This window comes from Streptomyces sp. NPDC102467, assembly GCF_044765445.1.
Classification (GTDB): domain Bacteria; phylum Actinomycetota; class Actinomycetes; order Streptomycetales; family Streptomycetaceae; genus Streptomyces.
Window position 1 is genome coordinate 32,402 of the sequence record NZ_JBIWKA010000013.1, and the last position, 20,773, is coordinate 53,174.

Genomic DNA, 20,773 nt, shown 5'->3' on the forward strand with positions numbered 1-20,773 from the left:
CAGTTCTCCGAGCCACGCCGCAACCCGCTAAGGTGGTTCCATGTGCGCTGCGTTTCCCGACTTCCGCCTCGGTACCGTGCTGGCGACCAGCTTCACGGGGACGCTGTCGGAGCGCCTTGGCGACGCTGTGGAGCGCATTCCCACGCCCCACCGACTCGTCGACTGGCTGGCAGTGAACGGCCTCGCCGTGGACTCCTGCACCACCGCCCAGCTCGACCTCGCGCGGGAGCTGAGGGAGTCGATCCACGCCGCCGCGACAGCGGCCGCGATCCAGGACGCTCTGCCAGCGGCTGCTGTCGAAGTCATCAACGACCGCAGCATTCAGGGGCGGGCCGCGGCGATCCTGACGCCCGACGGCAAGCGGCAATGGCGGCTCGGCTCGGCTGCCTGCGTGGAAGATGCCCTCGGCGTGATCGCCGCCGACGCGGTCGGCGTCATCGCGGGCGAACGAGACGGAAAATTGGCCCTGTGCGCGTCACCGACCTGCCGAGCCGCCTTCTTCGACACCAGTCAGAGCCGCACCCGCAAATGGTGCGACATGAACACGTGCGGGAACCGTCAGAAGAAAGCGCGCTTCCTCGCCAACCAGCGTAAAAATCCCAGATCGACGGAGTGATCGTCCTTTCGGTACATCCGAGCCGGCGCCGAAGCTGGTGCAGGGCAGGCCGCGGGTGCCGGAGCGGCAGGCGTTGTGCAAGATCCTGTTCGTGCTGCACACCGGCATCCAATGGGAGTAGCTGCCCCCGGAGCTGGGCTTCGGCCCGGACATGACCTGCTGGCGGCGGCTGGCGGCCTGGAACGAGGCCGGTGTCTGGGACCGGCTGCATGCGCGGCTGCTGGACAAGCTGTGCTCGAAGAACCAGCTGAACCGGTCCCGAGCGGTGATCGACTCCTCCCATGTCCGGGCCGCCCGCCGAGGCGCAAAAGCGGACCCAGCCCGGTCGACCGCGCGCGACCGGGCAGCAAGCACCACGTCCTCACCGACGGCCAGGGCATCCCGCTCGCGGTGTCGCTGACCGGCGGCAACCGTGGGCGACGTCACCCAGCTCCTGCCCCTGCTCGACAAGATCCCTGCCGTCGCCGGCACCGTCGGCCGGCCCAGACGCAGGCCCGACGCGCTCCTCGCCGACCGCGGCTACGACCACGACACGTCCCGCCGCCTGCTGCGTCAGCACGGCATCCGCCCCGTCATCGCCCAGCGAGGCCGGCCGCACGACTCCGGCCTGGGCATCTTCGGTTACGTGGTCGAGCGCACGATCGCTGGCTGCACGGCTTCCGCCGCGGCTTTGCTAGGGCCCGTAAGTCATTCGGAGAGTCACCGACGGGGCCACGCCATAACGTTGCCGGTAGGCGCCTGAGAAGCGGCTCAGGTGGGTGAAGCCCCAGCGGTAGGCGACGTCGGTGACGGTGACCTGACTGAGGTCGCTCCAGCGCAGCTCGTCGTGGGCACGGGCAAGCCGGATCTGGCGCAGGTAGGTCGTGGGCGACATGCCGACGTAATGCCGGAAGCCTTCCTGCAGCCGTCGCACGCTGACATTCGCGATCTCCGCCAGGGCTGCCACGGTGAAGGGCTCCTCCGGATGCGCTTCCATGGCATCGACGGCGCGTTTGACCAGGGCCGGGCGGCAGTGGGGGATCCGCTGCGTCAGGGTCTCGCGGTAGCGGTGATCGGCCGACAGCAACAGTGCGTTGAGCAAGGACTCGTGCAGCAGGTCGGCGAGCAGCTCATGATGGATCAGCCCCTCGGGCATGTGGGCGTCCTCCGCGAGCATGCGCACCAGCCGCAGCCAGCTGAGCCCCGGGCCGCTGGACATGTCCAGGACCGGGGCGAGCTGCAGAGGCGACTGGACAGGGGTGTCCAGCAGCCGTTCCAACTGTGTTTCCAAGGCGGTCCGTTTGATCTTGATCGCGAGGACTCGGCAGTCCCCGCTCAGCCGGTCCAACACCGTGTTGCGCGAGGGCCGAAAGACCGCGGCGCAAGTCGCGGTGGACAGCAGAGGCTCCTGACTGCCCTGATGCCAGGCGAGGGTGCCAGACAACGGTACGTCAACGTGATAGGCCCCCAACTCCCCGAAGTCCATGCGCACATCCGTGCCGAACCGCAGGTCGCCGACCGTGATGTCGCCCAGTCTCGCGACCGAGAAACGGCCCGCGAAGGCAGTCGACGGCTGGAGCAGTTGGACGGTGTTGCTGTAGAAGTTCTGCTGGATGACGAGCCTGGCCTCGTCCACATCGTTGGTGCGGACCTGCACAGGCTGTTCGAATGAGGATCGGAGAGTCGGCGCCTGCACCATGGTCTTGCCTTCGCCCCCTTCGCTGCGAGCGGGCCGGCATGCGTTCCTGCCGACTAACCCGCCGGGCCGACCGTAACCGCGGGTCCCCCGGAACGGAGGATTCACCGCGCTTTCTGGCTAGTAACGGACGTGGATCGGCCGGTGCCACGGAGAACCACGATTTAGCCTGCAGCCAAGGTGGTGGTCATCGTCCGGACAAGGAGACCGTGACGCCCCTTTACCTGGTCTGCAACTTCCTCTCTGTGGAGAGCTCGATGACGATGGTCCAGCCCGCCGTCTCCGGCGATGTCCACAGCGACGGGGAAGGAGGCGAAGCCCGGCTGCTGGTCACCCCGGCCCTGCAGAAGGTGCTGACCTCGGTGACCCGCCGGGTCTCGACGCTCGCGGGTCCGGCCACGTCCACGGCCATCGAGCTCGCGCCGCGTGGACAGTGGCTGGCGACCGCCGGCAGCGACGCCTTCCCGGGCCCGGCCGTGGGGGTGGGGACCCATGCCTGAGTTGCCGAGGGAGGAGCGGCCGGCGGCCGCGTTCGTCGAACTCGCCGACATGCTGGTGCGGGACTACGACGTCATCAGCTTCCTGCACATGCTGGTGGATCACTGTGTAGACCTGCTGGAGGTGGCGGCAGCCGGCGTGCTGATCGCCACCCCGCAGGGCCAGGCCGTGGACATCGCCGCCTCCGATGAACGCACCCGCAAACTGGAGCGCCTCAGCAGCGAATGGGACGAGGGCCCGTGCCGCGACTGTTTCCACAGCGGCGCGCAGGTGCCCGATGTGCCGCTGGACACCGAGGCGGCAGCCGTCCGGTGGCCGCAGTTCGCCCCCACGGCCGTCGACGCGGGGTTCAGCTCGGTGGCGGCGGCCCCGCTGCGGCTGCACGAGCAGGTGATCGGCGCATTGAACCTGTTCCGGGACCGGCCCGGTGCGCTGTCGGCGTCCGAGCTACGGCTGGGGCAGGCGCTGGCGGACACCGCCACCATCGGGATCCTGCACCAGCGGGCGATGCGCGACCAGATGACCGTAACGGCGCAACTTCAACATGCCCTGGACAGCCGTGTCGTCATCGAGCAGGCCAAGGGCTACCTCGCGCACCACCGCGAGAGGGGCGTCGACGAGGCGTTCACCGCCCTGCGCGCCTACGCCCGTACCCATCAGATGAAGCTCACCGAAGTGGCCAGCAACGTCCTGGCGGACACCATCGATCCGACGCTGCTGCCCCCCGACGACTGAGCAACACCGTCCCGTCGGCGGCTGTATGAGAGTGAGGGGACGAGGGGGTGTCGAATCGGGCGATGACCGCGTACCTGCGCAGCCCTCACCTCTCGTCAGCCCCCGACGACATCACGCCCACAAACTCAGTAGCGTCCCGGTGGTGCTGACTCTGCGCGACAGCAGGGCGTCATGGTGATGTAAGAGCCTCACTGGGATGGGAGTCTGTGATCCGCGGAACGCACTTCACTACCGACTTCCCGGCCTTGGTCAGTGTCGCCGTCCCGCTTAAGGCCGGAGCCGTGGTCTCCGCTGACAACCACCTGCACCGTCAGCTGACTTGAGCACCGAGCGGCCTGCTCACGATGGAGGTGGGAAACTTCTGGCTGCACCTGTACTTGAAGGGCATCTCGTCGGCCAACCAGGTCGAGGGGAATCAAGTAACCGTGGCGAAGGTGGTGCGCGCCATCGTGGAGCGCGAGCAGCTGACGGTGGGGTACCTGGTCGACTTGATGTCCGCGGACGCCACGGCCGTGGACCTGTGGGACGGCGAGCCGGTCGCGGACGAGGCCGTGATGTACATCGGCCTCGAACGGCCCGAAGGACTGCACCCGGACTCCTGGATCATCACCCTCGAAAACCTGCGCGACGTGATCCCGGGCTGACTGCTCGCGTTGCCCATGGCGAGGCCATGAAGGGGCTTCCTTCTCCCTTCCTTCTCTGAATCCAAGTCCCCTTGCTTTCCTCGCCGTTGACTTCACTCCGATGGGGAGACGCCCGTGCGGCGCCTCCCCATCGTCGTACGCACCGATCGTCGTATGCTGCGCCGTCACTCACCCGGGAAGCCCCGGACGACAGCCGGCGGAAGCGGGGCGTCAGTGGACGGAGGTGACTCGCTGCTCCTTGAGGCTGGCGCAGTTGGAGCCGTACACGGAGACGTACACGTTTTTGATGTTCCCGCCCCAGTCCACGCAGTGGGCCTTGCCGTACACAGAGGCCGGGCCGGCGTAGGAGGTGTAGTTGCCGCTGTCCGAGTCGCCCTGCTCGGTGTCCTCGACGTAGATCCACGTCGACATGTCGACGGCGGTGCCAGGGGTGCTGCGGATGGTCGCGACACAGTTGCGGCCGTTGGCGGAGTTGTAGGTCAGGTAGACCGTGCCGAGCGAGCCGATGGCCGCGGAGTTGACGGTCTTGTAGGAGCTACCGCACACCTTCTGCGGCGTGGTGTTGGGAGCGGCGGAGGCCGGCGCGGCGAGAACGGCGGTGGATCCCGCCGTCAGCGCTGCCACGGCGGCCACGGACAGCATAGAACGCGCGAATCGCATATTTCCCCCATGGTGTTTGTGGAGCGGTTGCTCCTGCTTGATGTGACCGGCCGGACAGAGGAATGGTTGTTGTGTCTGATGTGAAGTGGCTCAAATGTGGGGGAGTGGCCGGGAATGGCCCATCAAGCCGACTGATCGCGATCCCCGCGAGGAAGACTGCGCGCCGCGTGTCTGCCGCTGCGAACCGGGCACCCGTAGGGCATGACTTCATTCCTTGCGGCGGCGACCGGGCTGGCCCAGGACAGCAGACCGGACGGGCCGCCAGGGCTGAGGTGGGTGCTCCTGGCGGTCGTCGTGATCGTTGGTCCGTGGATCGTCTACAAGCTGCACAAACACGGCTACTTCACCAAACGGCGCTGACGGCGTGGCAGTCGCGGAGAGGGCTTGAGCTCAACCCAGGTTGAGGTCCTACGTTTCTTCCATGGACTCGATCTTCACTCCGAAGGAACGCACCTATCTGCTCGGCCGGAGCCTCGGGCGGCTGGCCACCGCCGCCCCGGACGGGACACTGACCCTGCGCCCGGTCGGCTTCCGGCTCAACGAGGACGGGACGCTCGACATCGGCGGTCCCGACAATGCGAAGAGCCGGAAGTTTCGCAATGCGGCCGCCCATCCGCAGGTCTCGTTCGTCGTCGACGACATGACCCCGGAGGACGAACCCGACGCAGTCGCTCCCGGGTGGGGGCGCGGCGTGGAGATCCGTGGCCGTGCGGAGCTGATCGTGGTCGAAGTACCGCCGGTGGCACCGGACTTCTTCAGCAACGACGTGATCCGGATCCACCCGGAGCGGATCGTCAGCTGGCACATCGAAGGCCAGGGCAACCACGCCCGCGACGTCTAGACGGAACGGGCAGCGGCTGCGCCACGAGCGCCGGCACGGGCAGCGGCTGCGCCACGAGCGCCGGCACGGCTACCGTGGCGCGGCCCCGCGCTCAGTCGGCGCTGCGGTTCAGCAGCTCGAAGAACGTGTCGCCCCGGACGATCTCGAACGGGTCCTCGAGCAGCTCGGCGAGCTCCGCGATGTCGCTCGGAGTCCAGTTCCACGCGTTGATCGCGGCCGCGATGAACATCGGCTTCGACGCATCGCGCCCCTCGATGTGCTTCAGCAACCCGTCGCGGAACTCGGCGCCCTTCCCCTGCGGGTAGAAATTGCCCAGCACCGGGATCCCGGCGGGCCATATCTGGAGATCGCCGGTCTCCCACGACTGGATGATCCCGCGCAGTGGGGTGTTCTTCCGGTACGACGCCGCGACCCGCTCGTCGAACGGGATCCACCCGTCATTTTCGGCGTTGCGCGGGTTGTAGGCGTAGGCCAGGTCCATGCCGGTGCGGCGCAGGAACCCTCCGCTGAGCTCGGTGTACGCGTCGAGGTCTTTCTCCGGCCACGAACCCGGATATGTGTACCCGGCCCCGGACGGACCGGAGATGAGGAGGTCGTTGGCCGTGGCGGTGCGCTGGTAGTGGGCGAGCAGCGCCGGGCCGATGTCCGCGAGCAGCGGGCTGACGGTCCAGTTGACGGGTACGTCGCCGCGCTTGGGGTCGTCCCAGATGTCACGCATCCGCCGCTGGCAGTATTGGACGTTGTCACCTTCACCGACGGTGAGGGTGACGTAGACGCGGTTGCGCAGGGCGGCGCCGGGCCGTGGGCGCACCGTGCTGGAGATCTTCGCCGGTACCCCGGCGTGCACGGTGGCGTTCATGTAGAAGTCGGCCGGAACGACCTCGATCCCGTGCTGCGACGCCCGGTCGACACCGCCCCACTCGCCGGCCACGTCATTGGAGAACCAGCCGGTGTACGGGGTGGTCGGCCGCAGGCTGCTGAAGACCTCGTCGAGCAGCTTGCCGGTCTCGCCCGCGGGCGGCAGCCACAGCACCATGGCCCGGCTCGCCGTGACGTAGTCGCGGAAGTTGGGGAACGGCTCGACCCGGGTGGGGGCGGTCGTGGTGGCGGTGACCAGGTACTGGTTCCACAGGTCGACGTCGACGGTGAGCTGCCGCGTGCCGTCGGGAGCGGTGAAGTGGTAGACGAAGTAGCCGCCGCCGTCGCTGAAGCGGTTGGACTGGTTGCCGACGGAGGAGTTGAGGCCGTCGAACAGGTAGGGCTTCTCGGCGTCCGTGCCGGGCGTGAAGGAGGCGATCTCCGTGCCGTCCGCTTTCACCGTCACGGAAGCGACGGACGCGCCCCATCCGTCGTCGCCGAAAGAGTCCTGGAACCGTAGGTAGACATCGTTGTCCTCGGCAGCCTCTGGGCTCAGATCGAGGGTGCGCACCTTGCGGTTGGAGAGGTCACGGATCCGCTCGGTCTCCCGGGTGACCTCGCGCCACGTCACGCCCTCGACGCGCACCGTACGGGTGGGCGGCAGTCCGGCCAGCAGGACGTGCGAGCAGCGCGGGAAGAGGTGGTCGAGCTGCCAGCGGTAGGTGGCCAGGGTGTCGTCCGGGTCGAAGCGGCCGCGCAGGTCGGCCACCGTCCGCAGGTGGTGCTCGCGGGCCTGCTCGGCGGTGGCGGCGACGGCGTTCTGCAGACCGGCGAGCGTGGTGGCGACGTTGACCGAGTCCGGGACGTCGGGGTCGATCAGGACGGCGCCGCGTACCTCGGCGCGGTACTTGCCCACGAGGTCGAGGGCGTCGTTGTGATGGGTGACGCGTGCGCCGGTGCCGGGGAGCCAGCGCAGGTCGATCTTGCTGGTGTCGAAGTTGAAGTAGAGGCGCGGGTCACGCCGGTTCACGATCCCCTGAAGGGTCGTCAGGAGCAGTTGATCGTGGCCGTTCAGGGAGCTGACATCCGCGACGTCCAGCCGGGTGGGGCGGCCGAAGGACGGCAGCAGGCGGCGCGCCTCACCGGGGCCGGCGGCGTCCGCCCGGCCCGGCAGGGAGAGCCTGAGACTCCCGGCGGCGAGCACCGCGCCACCCGCCTGCAGGAGATTTCTTCGTGACACCATCGACGATCACTGCCCCTCGAAAGCCCGACATCGTTGTCAACGGTCGGCGAAACTAGCGAGGGCGGCGGCCTGTTGTCCATGGGGCGTGCGCGGATTCCTGCGCAGAGGGGCGAATTCGAGACGGCCGTACGCGCGCGGCCTCCGCGCGGTGCGCCCTGAGGCCCGCTCAGCTTTGGACGGCGCGGCGGGACTGCTTCGCGTCGCTCCACGACTTTCCGCCGATGAACACGGCGATCAGGCCCAGGACCACGACGACGCCCATGATGACGAGCAGTACCGAGTTGATGCCGGAAGCGGCCAGTACTGCCGTGTGGCTTCGAGCCTGCAAGGTGATCGCGTATCCCTTCGGGTGTGTGACCGGCGCGACTGCGCGGAATGCCGACGTGGCCGTGCGGGCGCCGAGGAGCAGGGGTCTCCGCACGCGCAGGGCGGCCCCGGTCAGGGCCGCCCTGCGCGAAATCGTTTCGGCGCGAAGCTAGTGCTTGCCGATGTCCTTGGTCTTCTCCTTGGCCTGGCGGGCGTCGCCCATCGTCTGCTGGGCGCGGCCTTCTTCGGTGAGGCGTTCGTTGCCGGCGGCGCGTCCGGCGGCGGCCTTGGCGGCGCCGGTGGCCTGCTCGGTCTTCGCCTTGGCCTTCTCGTTGGCGGTCATATCCGCTCACGCTCCCTTGCCATCGACATCATGTGCTCACCCTCCGACTGGCCCCTCGATCGCCCGGCAAACATCGTCACCGCACCCGGATCGATTGGCGCTCACGGGATCTCACCTGCATGAACGTCCCCGCCGGCGCACAGCGGAACCTGCACCCCCGGTCTGCGGGGACCGGTCCGCGGGGGAGAGAGGCGCGAGGGGGAGGGGCCGCTCTGTCGTGCCGTGCCGGGTGATAGGTATGTGGGACGGATGTCGGGGTAATGGCCCGACGTAGAAGCCCATGTACAAGCAGAGTGCGAGGGGACAGAGCATGACCACCGTGGCTACGCAGCAGCAGGCTCAGGACCTCACTACGCGGCCCGTGCGGGAGCTGGTCGAGCGTGCGTACGCGGATCCTGCCTCGATCGCGCCGAGGGATGCTCGCGAGGTCGGGCGGCACTTCTTCGACCGGCTGACCCGGCTGGAAGAGGGCACGTCCGAGTACAGCTACGTGCGCAACGCGCTGATCGAGATGAACCTCTCCCTGGTGCAGTACGCCGCCTCCCGCTTCAAGCACCGTGGCGTGCAGGAGATGGAGGACATCGTCCAGGTCGGCACGATCGGCCTGATCAAGGCGATCGACCGGTTCGAGCTGTCCCGCGAGGTCGAGTTCGCGTCCTTCGCCGTCCCGTACATCACGGGGGAGATCAAGCGTTTCTTCCGTGACACGTCCTGGGCCGTGCACGTGCCGCGCCGGCTGCAGGAAGCCCGTATCGAACTGTCCAAGGCCACCGAGGAGTTGCGCACACGGCTGGGCCGCTCCCCGTCGACGACCGAACTCGCCGAACTGATGCAGCTGGATGTGGCGGAGGTCGCCGAGGCGCAGAAGGCGTCCAACGGCTACAACAGCGTCTCCCTGGACGCGGCCGTCAGCGGATCCGAGGACGAGTCCGACACACTGCTCGCCGACTTCATCGGCATCGACGAAGACCGCTTCGAACTGGTCGAGAACTTCCACTCGCTGGCCCCGCTCGTGGCCGACCTCGACGAGCGTGACCGGCGCCTGATCCATCTGCGCTTCGTCGAGGAGCGCACGCAGGCGGAGATCGGCGAGGAGCTGGGCTGCTCGCAGATGCACGTCTCCCGCCTGATCACCCGTGTTCTGGGCAAGCTCCGCACCGGCCTGATGGCGACCGAGTAGACGGCCCGCCCCCGGGCCCACGCCCGGATTCGTCGCATCGCCCCTCGGCCCCCTGCGGGCCGAGGGGCGATGTGCATGCGGCGCCCGCTGTGTGCAAAGGTGCTGCGCATGACGCCCGGTAGCGGAAAGATACGCGTTGACCAGCAGGGACGAGTGGCAGTGGTCACCCTGCACGGAGAGGTGGACCTGAACGATCTCACCGAGGTCGTCGACACGTTCGCGCAGGTTCTCTCCGACACCTCGACGGACACCACCTTGATCGACCTCTCCCAGGTGGCGTTCGCCGACAGCGTCTTCCTCAACCAGATCCTGGTGACCTACTCCGGCCACGCCGCGAAGGGGCGCCCGTTGGCCCTGTGCGGACCGTTGCACGACGCCGTGGGGCGGCTGCTGCAGATCACCGGCACCGACGCGGTCCTGCCGCTCGCCGCCGACCGACCGGATGCCCTGGCTCGGCTGCGCACCTCCGACGCGTCCTGACGCCGGGGCGGGGCTGCGGGCTCAGCGCGAGGAGCCGGCATCCAGAACGGCAGTGATCGTCTTGCCGGCGCCGTGCTGCTCGATGGAGACGGACCGGGCCAGCTGTCGGACCATGAGCCAGCCGAAACCGCCGGGCATCGCCGGATCGTGGGGCAGCAGCAGCGGCTGTCGGCTGCTGTGGTCGCTGACCTGGATCACCAGGGCGTGCTCGTGGGTGCAGGCGCTGAAGCGGGCGATGCCGCCGCCGTGGCGCAGCGCGTTGGCCGTGAGCTCGCTGGCGACCAGCAAGGCGTCCTCGCGCAGCCGACGCGCCTGGTGGTACGGCAGGCCCTCGCAGAGGGGGAGGACCGTTGTGCTGATCTCTGCGCGCGCCTGTGAACAGGTCATGCGCTCCGTGAGGGGCATGAGGGGAGCGCCCATGGCGAAAACCTCCTTTGTCCGCGTGTGCGGCCGGCGTTGTTCGTACACCGCCTTCCCGTCGCTCAAGAGAGCACACGTCAGGAGGCCACGCGTGGCACTCGGAGACGACCAGGAAAGGGAGGATTTACGTGGTCCTGCTCCTCCGACACGGGTACGGCAGAGTAGACATGGAGCAGAGTTCTCGTGCCGGGACCCCGCGCGGGGGCTCGTGCCCGTCAGGCAGAGGCCTGGTGTCGCGAGGAGCGTTTCTTGAGCGCCAGGGGCAGTGCGTACCAGCACAGTGCGAACCACAGGAGGATCCCGCCGGCGAGGATCTCGGCCAGCAGGTCGGGCAGGACCACGTGGAGGATCAGGAGCACCGTGCCGCTGATGGTGAGGGCGAGGAGGACAAGTCCTGTGACCATCAACCGCCCCGCTGTCTTCACCAGGTCGTCCTTCAGCTGCTGACCCGTCAGAAGGCGGTGCAGAGACACGGGTGCGATGAGGACTCCGGTTGCGGCGGCACCCAGGATCACGGTCGTCACGTACACGCTGGTGTCGAAGGCGCCGAGGTCGCCGAAGCGAGGCGTGAAAGCAACACTCAGCAGGAAACCGAAGAGGATCTGCACACCGGTCTGCGCGACGCGGGTCTCCTGGAGGATTTCCGCCCAGCGCCGATTGGCCCTCTCATGAGCCTCCTCGCGGCTACCACCCTGCTCCGCAGCCGATCTCGCTATCTCACCGATACTCACAGACGACACCCTCCTTTGTATGGGCGGATGCCCGCGGAATCGACAATTACGTGTCCGTTGTACGGAGAAGCCGACCCGTGTGACCTTTCAGCGGGTGCGGCAGTCGTTGATTGCGACGCGCAGGTATGGCCAATGCGTGGTGAGCCGTTCCGGTTCGACGGCGCTGGTTCCCCACCCCGTGAGCACCGATCTGTCGGGGAGAAAGTGCACGGTGGTCCCGGTCGTGCGGTCGTCGGCGATGGGCCGCAAGTCACTGGCAGGAACACCGTGCTCGTATCGCTGGGTCCAGGATCCGTTGTGTCGGCGATTGGTGTGGATGAGCCATGAGCTCAGCGCGGCGACGGTCGACATGCCTCGGCGGCGATGACCGTCGGGCAGCAGGGGCGTGTCGGGTCGGTCGAAGAAGCGAAGGTCCTTCGTCGCCATGACCGGCTTCTTCACGGGCCTGCCGTGTTCGTCGAGGCGTGTGTCGGTGCCTCGCCCGTAGTCGGCCACAGCCACGGAACCGTCGAGGTGATATGTGATGCGGCAGCGTCCGCCACCGCTGCACTCCGCCTCGTCCGCGGCGTACGCGAGCACCTCGAGGATCAGATGCTGGACGCCGCCCGGAGCGAAGGCGGCTGGGGTCCGGCGAATGAGCACGAGATGCGCGAGGTCGACGGAGCCGGCCCAGTCGTGCGTCGTATTGCGCCAGGAGTTCCGCGGTGTGCCCATCAGAGAAGTATGCGAGGCAGTGTCACCTGTGGGCGACACCCAGGGTGCCGCCCACAGTTTCGTACAGCTCGATGAGACCGGTCTCAATCGTCGGGCCCGCGCCCCGCTCGGGCCTCTCCGGTCAGCAGAAGGTCAGACGCGGTCGGCTGCGATCAGGAGGTACTGGAAAGAGCCGTCCCTGTAGGAGTTGATGAACGCGTCCTCGATCCCCGTGACCAGCGAAGAGGTGGCCCGCAGCTCCCAGTACGGCAGGGTGTCGGGGGTGAGGTCGATGACGGCCTGCGGCACGAGGCGGTTGTCGGCCATGGCGCGCAGGTACTCCCGGCGGGAGTGGATGTTGCACTCGAAGTGCGCGTTGATCTGCGACACCCACTTCGAGGGCTGGCCGTACCGCGGATTCCAGCAGCCGGTGATGGTCACGTAGCGACCGCCGACCGAGAGAACGCGCGCGTGCTCGGCGAAGAGGTCGTGCAGGTCGACGTACATGCTCGACTCGTTGTTCCACGAGGCCGCGGCCTGCCCGGTCTCGAAGGGCGTGTCGAGCATGTTGCAGACGCGGGCGCGGACGTGGTCCTGCATGCCGAGTTCGGCGGCGCGCCCGTTGGCGAAGTCGGCCTGCTTGGCCGACAGCGTGACCCCTTCGACCGTGCATCCGAAGCGCTGGTGCGCCATCACCATCGAGCCGCCGCGGCCGCACCCGGCGTCCACCAGGGTGTCGTCCCGTCCGATGTCGCCGAGGTTCTGCAGAAGGAAATCGGCCTGCGCCGACTCCAGTCGGTGGAGCTCGGCGATCAGCTTCTGCTCGCTCTTGGCGTCCCCGCCGTCGCCGAGCGCGGAGTGGTCGACCGCACCGATGCCGTAGTGGTGGTGATAGAGACCGTCGACATCGCCGAGCCGCAGGTTAACGGGCCGGGCCTCGCCGTCCCAGTAGCGGGCGATGTCGCCCTGATAGGGCGTAGCCGGGCTGGGGACGAACAGGGGAAGGTCACGGGCGGGGGTGGTGAGTTCGGTGCTGGTCACAGATGAATCCAATCTTCTTACCAGAAATCGGGCAGGCTGTAGCGATAGGTGTTGTTCTGGTGCCAGTGGTGGTTGCCGTCGACCCAGGCGGCGACGCCGCGCAGGAAGCGCTGGACGTTCGGCAGCGGGCAGTCGGCGGCCAGTGCCGCGGCGTTGGTCTCGAAGTCGTGCATGAGGTCGTTGTGGACCTCGACCGACTTCAGATAGGCGTCCCGGTCGGAGAGGTCCTCACGTTCCGCGATCACGACCGGCAGGTTCAAGTGCCTGCCGGGAGCGTCGAGTTCCTTGGTGTACGAGTACAGGTCGTTGACGATGGTCGTCGCGTTCCCCGCGAGTGCGATGACCTTCTGCATGGCCGGCTGGGCATGCAGATCCGCGGGCAGTTCGTAGCCGCCGACGGTGTCGGTGATGGTGGGACAGGGGCGGAAGTTGTTGAACTGGCGCATCGCCAGGTACTCCCACACCTCGGGGACCTCGTCCATCTGGGCCCAGGCGGCCTCGGCGAGGTAGCCCATGTGCAGCCGGGCCATGTCGTGCCGGTACCGGTCGGCCTGGGACGGGCTGCTCGCCTGGACGAAGTACTCCATCGCGGAGCGGTACGCACGCCGGGGCGCGTCCGAACGGAGCGACTTCGCCCAGTCCGGCTGGTACTCCGCCGTCGTGTGCAGGGGATCGAGGGCGGTGTGCGCCAGCAGAAGACGCTCGCCGAGGCCGATGGGCGAGCCGCCGTGGTCCTCGCAGTAGCAGTCGTCCACCGCGTTCTCGGCCACCATCAGCCGGGTGGCGATCATCAGGTGGTCGATGGTGGGCGCGTCGGGATGGCAGCCGACCATATAGCTGCCCACGGAGAAGCCGTCGAACTCCTCCTCCCAGTCGTCGGGGTACAGGGAGACCTCGTCCAGGGCCCAGGCCTTGATCCTGCGGCTGACCTCCTCGATCCGCACAGGGTCGGGGTCGGGTACGGGGTGGTGGTACAGGCCGGGAATCGGCGTGCCCTGCGCGGCAGTTGCCGACGGCGACGAGACCGATGGCGCCGAGGCCGACGGCTCCGGATGGTGCGGGGGTTCCTCCCGCAGGCTCAGGCGCAGGCCCGCCGTGCCGATGCCGCTGGGGCCGCTCAGGAGTCGCGCCAAGTCGGTGCTCGGCGCCGGGGGCGCGACCGCCGGTGCGTCGAGGGAGGGCGAGGCGGGCGCGGGCACCGTGAGCGCGGCGTGCGGGGCAGGCGTACGGGGTGGGCCGCCGGTGGCAGCGCCGATGTCGCAGGCGCGGGCCGCGGCGCCGGCAAGTACGTGCGCCCCGAAGCGGGAGAGCGCTTCCGACAGGCTCGACTGAGGAGGGGTCGGATCAGGCTGGGGCATCCATGACTCCTGGAGGGCTCCTTGGTGAGGTGGGCGGCTGTCCCTTGGCCCTTCGGGCAGGCGCGACCGGCCCGGGGGACCGACCGGGGGTTACGCGCCGTGCGGTGCGGGCCGAACCTGCTAGTTGGGCCAGCGGGCGATCTGCACGTTCTCCAGTACGCCGACCGCGTCCGGCACGAGGATGGCCGCGGAGTAGTAGGTGCTGACGAGGTAGGAGGTGATCGCTTTCTCCTCGACGCCCATGAAGCGGACGGACAGCCCCGGTTCGTACTCGTCCGGCAGGCCGGTCTGGCGCAGACCGATGACGCCCTGGTTCTCCTCGCCGGTACGCATGATGAGGATCGAGCTGGTCCGCTCCTTCGTGATGGGGATCTTGTTGCAGGGCAGGATCGGGACCCCGCGCCAGGCCGGGACCTGCTGGCCGCCGAGGTCGACATGGTCCGGATAGAGTCCCCGCGCGTTGAACTCGCGCCCGATCGCCGCGATCGTCCGGGGATGGGCGAGGTAGAACTTCGAACCGCGACGGCGGCAGAGCAGTTCGTCCAGGTCGTCCGGTGTCGGCGGACCGGAGTGCGTCTGGATGCGCTGCTTGAAGTCGGCGTTGTGGAGCAGCCCGAACTCCCGGTTGTTGATGAGCTCGTGCTCCTGGCGTTCGCGCAACGCCTCGATGGTGAGCCTGAGTTGCTCCTTGGTCTGGTGCATCGGCTCGTTGTAGAGGTCGGCGACCCTGGTGTGGACCCGCAGGATCGTCTGCGCGACGGAGAGTTCGTACTCGCGCGGGTTCAGGTCGTAGTCGACGAACGCGCCGGGCAACTCGTGCTCACCGTGGTGGCCGGCCGACATCGCGATCTCCGCCTCGCCGCGATGGTTCTGACGGCGACTCGAACGCGACGTGAACTCCGCGATGTGGTCCCGCAGTCCCGGCGCCGTGGCCACCACTGCCGCGAAGTCGGCGCGCGACAGGGTGAGCAGCGTGCCCGGCGTGTCGGCGACCGCGGTCTGCTTCCAGCGGGCACCCTCCTCCAGCAGGGCGTCGTCTCCGAACCGGTCGCCGTCCGCGAGTACGTCGAGAGCGACTTCGTCGCCGTACTCTCCGACGGAGATCTGGCTGACGCGTCCGTGGGCGATCAAGTGGAGCCGGTCCGCCGGCGCTCCACGCTCGACCAGTGTCTCGCCCGCCCGGAAGTCGCGTTGTACGCACCGCTCGGCGATGGCGGTCAACACGTCGATGTCGTCGAAGCCACGCAGCAGGGCCAGTTCACCGAGCTCGCGCGGGATCACCCGGACCTCGGCGCCGTCCTGGACGAACTCCACGCTTCCGTCGCCGACCGTGTAGGTCAGGCGGCGGTTCACCCGGTAGGTCCCGCCCGTGGTCTCGACCCAGGGGAGCATCCGCAACAGCCAGCGAGAGGTGATCTCCTGCATCTGCGGGGCGGACTTGGTCGTGGTGGAGAGGTTGCGGGCAGCCGCCGTGCCCAGGCTGGATTGGCGCGGCGGCTCCAGGCGAGTCTCCGGGGTCGAGTCAACGGTCATCGGGGGAGCTCTCCTTGGTCGGGCGGCAGCGCGTGGGCCTGGGGCGATCGGGCGGCAGGAGGAAATGCGGGTATACGGGCGGGAATTCGTCCAGATTTCGTGAGAACAGTACGGGTCGCTGCGCCCGTCGGGCCAAGAAAAGTCATCGACATTAACTCAATACGGTGATCACGGGCGCCCGATGTTTGCGCAGGTGGAACCTGCCCTGACCTCTTGTTCGGGCCGACCGCCGCTGCGTCGCGAACCCCGGCGACGCAGCCCGCCCCGAACGGGTGCAGCGGCGGCTTCCGTTGCTCGCCACGGGCAGCGGCGCGGTGCTGCCCACGGTGAGCCCGGGGCCGATCGACTCAGTCATGAACACAAGGTCCTACGCTGACGTCATGGCGATCTCGGTGCCCTTCAGCGATGAGCTGCGTTACTCGCTGGGCCGTCCCACGGCGGCCACGCTCCTCGACAGCAGCCCGCGGTCCCGCGTGTGGCGGGTCGAACTGGGCGCCGGGGGCCGGGTGATCGTCAAACAGATCACCGACGGAGGCGGATCCGGAACCGACGCGGACGCGCGCTATGCGCGCGAGGCCACCGCGTTGCGACTCGCCGCCCGTGCCACCCGGCCGGCCGTCGCGCCCGCGCTGCTCGGCACGGACCCGGCGGCCCGCGTCCTGGTCCTGGAGCACCTGGACGATCTCGGCGCGGCCGACGACTGGATGCCCGGCTACGCCGAGTCCCTCGCCCGGCTGCACGCACTCACCGGACCGGCCGACGCGGGCACGCTCCCCACCTGGTCCGGACCGTCGGCTTCCGACACCGCGTCCTTCCTCGCCCTGGCCGAAGCGCTCGATGTCCCCGTCCCGCCCGCGGTGCCGGGTGAACTCGCGGATCTGATCGACCGGCTCGACCCGTCGGACCACCACGCGTTCCTGCATGGTGACCCCTGCCCAGGCAACGACCTGCGCACCACCGGCGGTGTCCGTTTCGTCGACTTCGAGCAGGCGTCGCTCGGCAACGGGCTGGTCGAACTCGCCTACCTCCGCATCGGGTTCCCGACCTGCTGGTGCGCGATGTCGGTCACGGCCGCGCCGCTCGCGGAAGCCGAGGAGACCTATCGGACCACCTGGCGGAGCCTCACCGGCACCGACGTCCCCGGTGACCTCGCCGACGCCTGCGCGGGCTGGCTGATCCGTGGCGACGCGCTGGTGGAGCGCGCTCACCGGGAAACCGTGGACCACCTGGCGCGCGTGCCCGCGGAGGACTTCGAGTGGGGCTACGTCTCCGCCCGCGAACGCCTCGTCCACCGGCTCGACGTGGTGGCCGACCTCTCCCGCGACCACGACCACCTGCACGCACTCGGCCACCTTAGCAAGGCGCTGGCCGGGCGCCTCGTGGAACGCTGGCCCACGCTGCGCCCACTGCCCGCACACGACACCCGGCACCGGTACTGACTTGCCGGTTGATACTGGCGCCGAGTCGGCCCGTTCGCAAGGATGGCATCGTGAAAACGATCTCCTTCCCCCAGACCGAACTGCGGGCCTCGAACGTCGTCCTGGGCCTGATGCGCATCGCCGAGCTCGACGACGAGGCCGTCCGCGGGCTCTACCACAGCGCCCGGGACGCCGGGATCAACACCTTCGACCACGCCGACATCTACGGCCCGTCGCGCCACGCGTGCGAGGAGCGCTTCGGACAGGCCGTCAAACTGACCGGCGCGGAGCGCGAGTCCATCGTGATCCAGAGCAAGGTCGGCATCCGGCCCGGCTTCTTCGACTTCTCCAAAGAGCACATCGTGCGCACCGTCGACGAGTCGCTCGCGGCCCTGCACACCGACTACCTCGACGTCCTCCTGCTGCACCGTCCCGACACGCTCGTCGAGCCGGAAGAGGTGGCCGCGGCCTTCGACGAACTGCACTCGGCCGGCAAGGTCGTGAACTTCGGTGTCTCCAACCACACGCCGGGCCAGATCGAACTGCTCAAGACCGCGGTACGCAGGCCGCTGGTCGCCAACCAGGTGCAGCTGAGCATCACCCACTGCCCGATGATCGCCTCGGGGATCGCCGCGAACATGAGCGGCCTCGACCAGTCGGTCTCCCGGGACAACGGCCTGTTGGACCACGCGCGCCTGAACGGCATCACCTTGCAGGCCTGGTCCCCGTTCCAGAAGGGTTTCTTCGACGGGGTCTTCATCGGTGACCGCGAGAACTACGCCGAGCTGAACGACGCCCTCGACGAACTGGCCGAGAAGTACGAGGTGACGCCGACCGGCATCGCCGTCGCGTGGATCACCCGCCACCCGGCGAACATGCAGGTGGTGCTCGGCACCACCAACCCGGGCCGGGTCGCCGAGTCCGCCGCGGGCTCGGACCTCCCGCTCACCCGGGAGGAGTGGTACCGCCTGTTCCGCACGGCCGGGCACGTGCTGCCCTGACACCGGGCGCCTCCGGGCGTGTAGGTGAACCCTGGCCGAACACGGGATGAGTTCCGGGCCGCGCAGGGTCGGAGACCTGCGGAACTCCCTCAGCAGCGCGCAACTGTTGCGACTGTCACGTCCGTCCCACGAATGCCCCTGTGTATTAGTGAGGAAGACGAAGACACCGTGACCCAAGTACTGCTGTGGCCCGGACGACGCTTGCCGAGGCCCAGAGCGGCGGCGCGCCCGCCGGGTGCGACCGCCGCCAGGCGCGCGGACATTCAGGGGCTGCGCGCCGTGGCCGTCACGCTCGTCGTGCTGTCGCACGCCGGGGTGCGACGGTTCAGCGGCGGGTACGTGGGCGTCGACGTCTTCTTCGTCATATCCGGCTTCCTCATCACGTCCCTGCTCGCCCGCGAGCTGGACCGCACCGGCCGCATTTCCGTGACCCGCTTCTACGCCCGGCGGGCCCTGCGCCTGTTGTCGGCCTCCGTCCTGGTCACGGTGGTGACGCTCGGCGGGGCGTATCTCTTCCTCTCGAAGGCGCGCTTCGCGGCGTATGTGGGCGACGCGATCGCGAGCAGCCTGTATGCGGTCAACCTCCGGCTCGCCGTGTCCGGCACCGACTATCTGCAGGCGACCGATCCGCCGTCGCCCTTCCAGCACTTCTGGTCATTGGCGGTCGAGGAGCAGTTCTACGTGGTGTGGCCGCTGGTGCTGGTGGCCGCGTATGCGGTCGCCGGTCGGTGGCGGCGTGCAGGACGAACGCCCCGGCGGACCGCCGCGGTGCCGGCCGGGATCGCCTGCGTCCTCCTCGCGCTCTCGTTCTACCTGAGCGTCCGCACGACGCGGACATCCCCGTCCTGGGCCTACTTCGGCTCGCACACACGGGCGTGGGAGCCGGCCGCCGGGGCGCTCCTCGCCCTCTGTGCCCACCGCTTGCGCGGCATGCGGCCGCTGCTCGCCGGGACGCTCTCCTGGGTGGGCCTGGCGACCGTGGTCGGGGCGGCCCTCACGTTCGACGACACCACCCGGTTCCCCGGGTACGCGGCCGTCGTGCCCGTCGCGGGCACGGTGCTCGTGCTGGCAGGCGGCTGCGTTCCCAGCCGGTTCGGCGGTGAACTCCTCCTACGCCAAAGGGCGTTGACCGGCATCGGTGGCCTCTCCTACGGCTGGTACCTGTGGCACTGGCCGCTGCTCGTGATCCTGCCCGTCGCCCTGGACCGGCCGACGGCCGACGTGTACGCCCGGCTGGCGGTGTGCGCGTTCGCGCTGCTTCTGGCCTGGCTGACGCTACGGCTCGTGGAGAACCCCGTACGGTTCGGCGCCGCTTTCCGGGACCGTCCCCGCAGAGCGCTGGGGCTGGGCGCCGGCCTGACCGCGGGGGCCGTGGCTCTCGCTCTCGTCGCGGCGCTCTTCCCACCCCCGATCGACTCCGGCCGCCCGGCGCCACGCCTGGCCGCGGCCCTCGACCGGGCACCGGACCCGCAGGCACGCCTGTCCCAATTGCTCGCCGCGCCCGGCGATGTCGTACCCAGCAATCTGACGCCCGGCCTCACCGAGATCAAGTCGGGCCGATCCGCGGTGTACCGGGACGGCTGCCACATCGGCCTGGCATCGGTCGACGTGCCGCCCTGCGTGTACGGCGACCCCGCGTCGGACACCACGGTGGTGCTCTTCGGCGACTCGCACGCCGCCCAGTGGTTCCCGGCCCTCGAACGCCTCGCGCGCGAACGCCACTGGCGGCTCGTCTCCCTGACAAAAGCCTCGTGCAAGGTCGCCGACGTCACCATCGTCAGCGGCGGCGAGCCGTACACCGCGTGCGACACCTGGCGCTCGAAGGTCCTGGCGCGGATCGCGGACCTGCGGCCCGACCTGGTGATCGCCTCCTCATCCGAGGCCGGCGTCCCCGCGCACCCCGACGCCGGAGGCGCGGTACGGCAGTGGACGGCAGGCTTCGAGCGGACGTACCGGGCGATCCGCGCGAGCGGGGCCGAGGTGGCGGCGTTCCTCGACACGCCCTGGCCCGCGTCGGACGCGGTGGACTGCGCGGGGACACATCCACTGGACCTGGGGCGGTGCGCGGCCGTGCCGGACAGCGCGGTGAAGGACCCGCGCAGGGCCGCCGCGGTGCGGGCCGCGGCGGCGTCGACCGGCGCCTCGGCCGTCGACCCGGGCCGCTGGCTGTGCGCACCCCGGATCTGCCCGGTGCTGGTCGCCGACACGCTCGTCTACCGCGACGACGGCCACATCGCGGAGGCCTACGCGAGGGCCCTGGCCCCGGTCCTCGGCGCCGAACTCACCCGGCGTTTCCGGATGTTGTGACCCTGTGTTCTCAACGGCAGTGGTATCGCCCGGCTGAGGGACGGGTATGCGCGGCGCTGCCGCCACATCTGCGCCAGTTCAAGAACCCGCAGCCGGTATCGGAGAGCGCGCCGGCCATCAACCGACTGGCCCCACCGCCGCCGAGCTCATCCTGAACTGGTGAGCCGGATGCCGCCGGGAAGCCGGGTGATG

At 68.9% G+C, this 20,773-nt stretch carries 21 protein-coding genes and 2 pseudogenes; 12 read left to right on the forward strand and 11 right to left on the reverse strand.

What is annotated here, in order from left to right:
- Positions 1–40 precede the first annotated feature (40 nt).
- Entirely contained in the window at positions 41–616 is a 576-nt protein-coding gene (locus tag ACIREE_RS26575; RefSeq protein ID WP_404157044.1) for a CGNR zinc finger domain-containing protein, read from the forward strand.
- A gap of 43 nt (positions 617–659) precedes the next feature.
- Positions 660–1,282: pseudogene (locus ACIREE_RS26580) on the forward strand (IS5 family transposase); the annotation flags it as partial.
- A 7-nt stretch (positions 1,283–1,289) separates the two neighbouring features.
- Here ACIREE_RS26580 and ACIREE_RS26585 read toward each other — a convergent pair.
- The gene (locus tag ACIREE_RS26585) at positions 1,290–2,294 is read right to left on the reverse strand and encodes an AraC family transcriptional regulator (protein WP_404157047.1); all 1,005 of its coding nucleotides are present in this window, start codon (positions 2,292–2,294) and stop codon (positions 1,290–1,292) included.
- Positions 2,295–2,500: 206 nt separating this feature from the next.
- On the opposite strand from ACIREE_RS26585, the gene ACIREE_RS26590 reads away from it, so the two are divergent.
- From ACIREE_RS26590 to ACIREE_RS26600, 3 genes and pseudogenes are all read left to right on the forward strand, one after another.
- Complete coding sequence (locus ACIREE_RS26590) at positions 2,501–2,791, forward strand: hypothetical protein (RefSeq protein WP_404157050.1); 291 nt, start codon at positions 2,501–2,503, stop codon at positions 2,789–2,791.
- Positions 2,784–3,524, forward strand: a complete 741-nt coding sequence (locus ACIREE_RS26595) for a GAF and ANTAR domain-containing protein (protein WP_404157053.1) — start codon at positions 2,784–2,786, stop codon at positions 3,522–3,524. The genes ACIREE_RS26590 and ACIREE_RS26595 overlap by 8 nt, the downstream gene beginning before the upstream one ends.
- A gap of 362 nt (positions 3,525–3,886) precedes the next feature.
- Positions 3,887–4,168: pseudogene (locus ACIREE_RS26600) on the forward strand (hypothetical protein); the annotation flags it as partial.
- A gap of 210 nt (positions 4,169–4,378) precedes the next feature.
- On the opposite strand, the gene ACIREE_RS26605 reads toward ACIREE_RS26600, so the two are convergent.
- Positions 4,379–4,828: a spore-associated protein gene (locus ACIREE_RS26605; protein ID WP_404157055.1), complete on the reverse strand. Its 450-nt coding sequence runs from the start codon at positions 4,826–4,828 to the stop codon at positions 4,379–4,381.
- Positions 4,829–5,029: 201 nt separating this feature from the next.
- On the opposite strand from ACIREE_RS26605, the gene ACIREE_RS26610 reads away from it, so the two are divergent.
- Together ACIREE_RS26610 and ACIREE_RS26615 are read left to right on the forward strand one after the other, a co-directional pair.
- A complete protein-coding gene (locus ACIREE_RS26610; protein WP_404157057.1) occupies positions 5,030–5,188 on the forward strand; it encodes a hypothetical protein in 159 nt (52 codons plus the stop codon).
- A gap of 61 nt (positions 5,189–5,249) precedes the next feature.
- A complete protein-coding gene (locus ACIREE_RS26615) occupies positions 5,250–5,669 on the forward strand; it encodes a PPOX class F420-dependent oxidoreductase (RefSeq protein ID WP_404157060.1) in 420 nt (139 codons plus the stop codon).
- 91 nt (positions 5,670–5,760) lie between these two features.
- Here the strand turns inward: ACIREE_RS26615 and ACIREE_RS26620 are convergent, their stop codons facing one another.
- The 3 genes from ACIREE_RS26620 to ACIREE_RS26630 form a co-directional block, all read right to left on the reverse strand.
- On the reverse strand, positions 5,761–7,770 hold the full coding sequence (locus tag ACIREE_RS26620; protein WP_404157063.1) for a GxGYxYP domain-containing protein: 2,010 nt from the start codon (positions 7,768–7,770) through the stop codon (positions 5,761–5,763).
- 166 nt (positions 7,771–7,936) lie between these two features.
- Positions 7,937–8,098, reverse strand: a complete 162-nt coding sequence (locus ACIREE_RS26625; RefSeq protein WP_404157066.1) for a hypothetical protein — start codon at positions 8,096–8,098, stop codon at positions 7,937–7,939.
- 147 nt (positions 8,099–8,245) lie between these two features.
- Entirely contained in the window at positions 8,246–8,419 is a 174-nt protein-coding gene (locus ACIREE_RS26630) for a CsbD family protein (RefSeq protein WP_404157068.1), read from the reverse strand.
- A 310-nt stretch (positions 8,420–8,729) separates the two neighbouring features.
- Here ACIREE_RS26630 and ACIREE_RS26635 point away from each other — a divergent pair, with 310 nt between their 5' ends.
- Positions 8,730–9,599 carry a SigB/SigF/SigG family RNA polymerase sigma factor gene (locus ACIREE_RS26635; RefSeq protein ID WP_404157071.1) on the forward strand — a complete coding sequence of 290 codons (870 nt, stop codon included), beginning with the start codon at positions 8,730–8,732 and terminating at the stop codon, positions 9,597–9,599.
- 108 nt (positions 9,600–9,707) lie between these two features.
- Positions 9,708–10,079: an STAS domain-containing protein gene (locus tag ACIREE_RS26640; RefSeq protein WP_404157074.1), complete on the forward strand. Its 372-nt coding sequence runs from the start codon at positions 9,708–9,710 to the stop codon at positions 10,077–10,079.
- A 21-nt stretch (positions 10,080–10,100) separates the two neighbouring features.
- On the opposite strand, the gene ACIREE_RS26645 is transcribed toward ACIREE_RS26640, so the two are convergent.
- The 6 genes from ACIREE_RS26645 to ACIREE_RS26670 all read right to left on the reverse strand — a co-directional run bounded on the left by ACIREE_RS26645 (position 10,101) and on the right by ACIREE_RS26670 (position 15,855).
- Positions 10,101–10,499 (reverse strand): ATP-binding protein, encoded by a 399-nt coding sequence (locus tag ACIREE_RS26645; protein ID WP_404157077.1) that lies wholly within the window; start codon positions 10,497–10,499, stop codon positions 10,101–10,103.
- A 215-nt stretch (positions 10,500–10,714) separates the two neighbouring features.
- The gene (locus tag ACIREE_RS26650) at positions 10,715–11,230 is read right to left on the reverse strand and encodes a DUF6328 family protein (RefSeq protein WP_404157080.1); all 516 of its coding nucleotides are present in this window, start codon (positions 11,228–11,230) and stop codon (positions 10,715–10,717) included.
- Between the two features lie 87 nt (positions 11,231–11,317).
- Positions 11,318–11,944, reverse strand: a complete 627-nt coding sequence (locus ACIREE_RS26655) for an ATP-binding protein (protein ID WP_404157083.1) — start codon at positions 11,942–11,944, stop codon at positions 11,318–11,320.
- Between the two features lie 132 nt (positions 11,945–12,076).
- Complete coding sequence (locus ACIREE_RS26660) at positions 12,077–12,964, reverse strand: geranyl diphosphate 2-C-methyltransferase (RefSeq protein WP_404157086.1); 888 nt, start codon at positions 12,962–12,964, stop codon at positions 12,077–12,079.
- Positions 12,965–12,981: 17 nt separating this feature from the next.
- Positions 12,982–14,322, reverse strand: a complete 1,341-nt coding sequence (locus ACIREE_RS26665; RefSeq protein WP_404157088.1) for a family 2 encapsulin nanocompartment cargo protein terpene cyclase — start codon at positions 14,320–14,322, stop codon at positions 12,982–12,984.
- Positions 14,323–14,442: 120 nt separating this feature from the next.
- On the reverse strand, positions 14,443–15,855 hold the full coding sequence (locus ACIREE_RS26670; protein ID WP_404157091.1) for a family 2B encapsulin nanocompartment shell protein: 1,413 nt from the start codon (positions 15,853–15,855) through the stop codon (positions 14,443–14,445).
- Positions 15,856–16,235: 380 nt separating this feature from the next.
- Here ACIREE_RS26670 and ACIREE_RS26675 point away from each other — a divergent pair, with 380 nt between their 5' ends.
- The 3 genes from ACIREE_RS26675 (at position 16,236) to ACIREE_RS26685 (ending at position 20,581) form a co-directional block, all read left to right on the forward strand.
- Positions 16,236–17,294, forward strand: a complete 1,059-nt coding sequence (locus ACIREE_RS26675; RefSeq protein ID WP_404157094.1) for a phosphotransferase — start codon at positions 16,236–16,238, stop codon at positions 17,292–17,294.
- 50 nt (positions 17,295–17,344) lie between these two features.
- The gene (locus ACIREE_RS26680; RefSeq protein ID WP_404157096.1) at positions 17,345–18,274 is read left to right on the forward strand and encodes an aldo/keto reductase family oxidoreductase; all 930 of its coding nucleotides are present in this window, start codon (positions 17,345–17,347) and stop codon (positions 18,272–18,274) included.
- 201 nt (positions 18,275–18,475) lie between these two features.
- Positions 18,476–20,581 carry an acyltransferase family protein gene (locus tag ACIREE_RS26685; RefSeq protein WP_404157099.1) on the forward strand — a complete coding sequence of 702 codons (2,106 nt, stop codon included), beginning with the start codon at positions 18,476–18,478 and terminating at the stop codon, positions 20,579–20,581.
- Positions 20,582–20,773 lie beyond the last annotated feature (192 nt).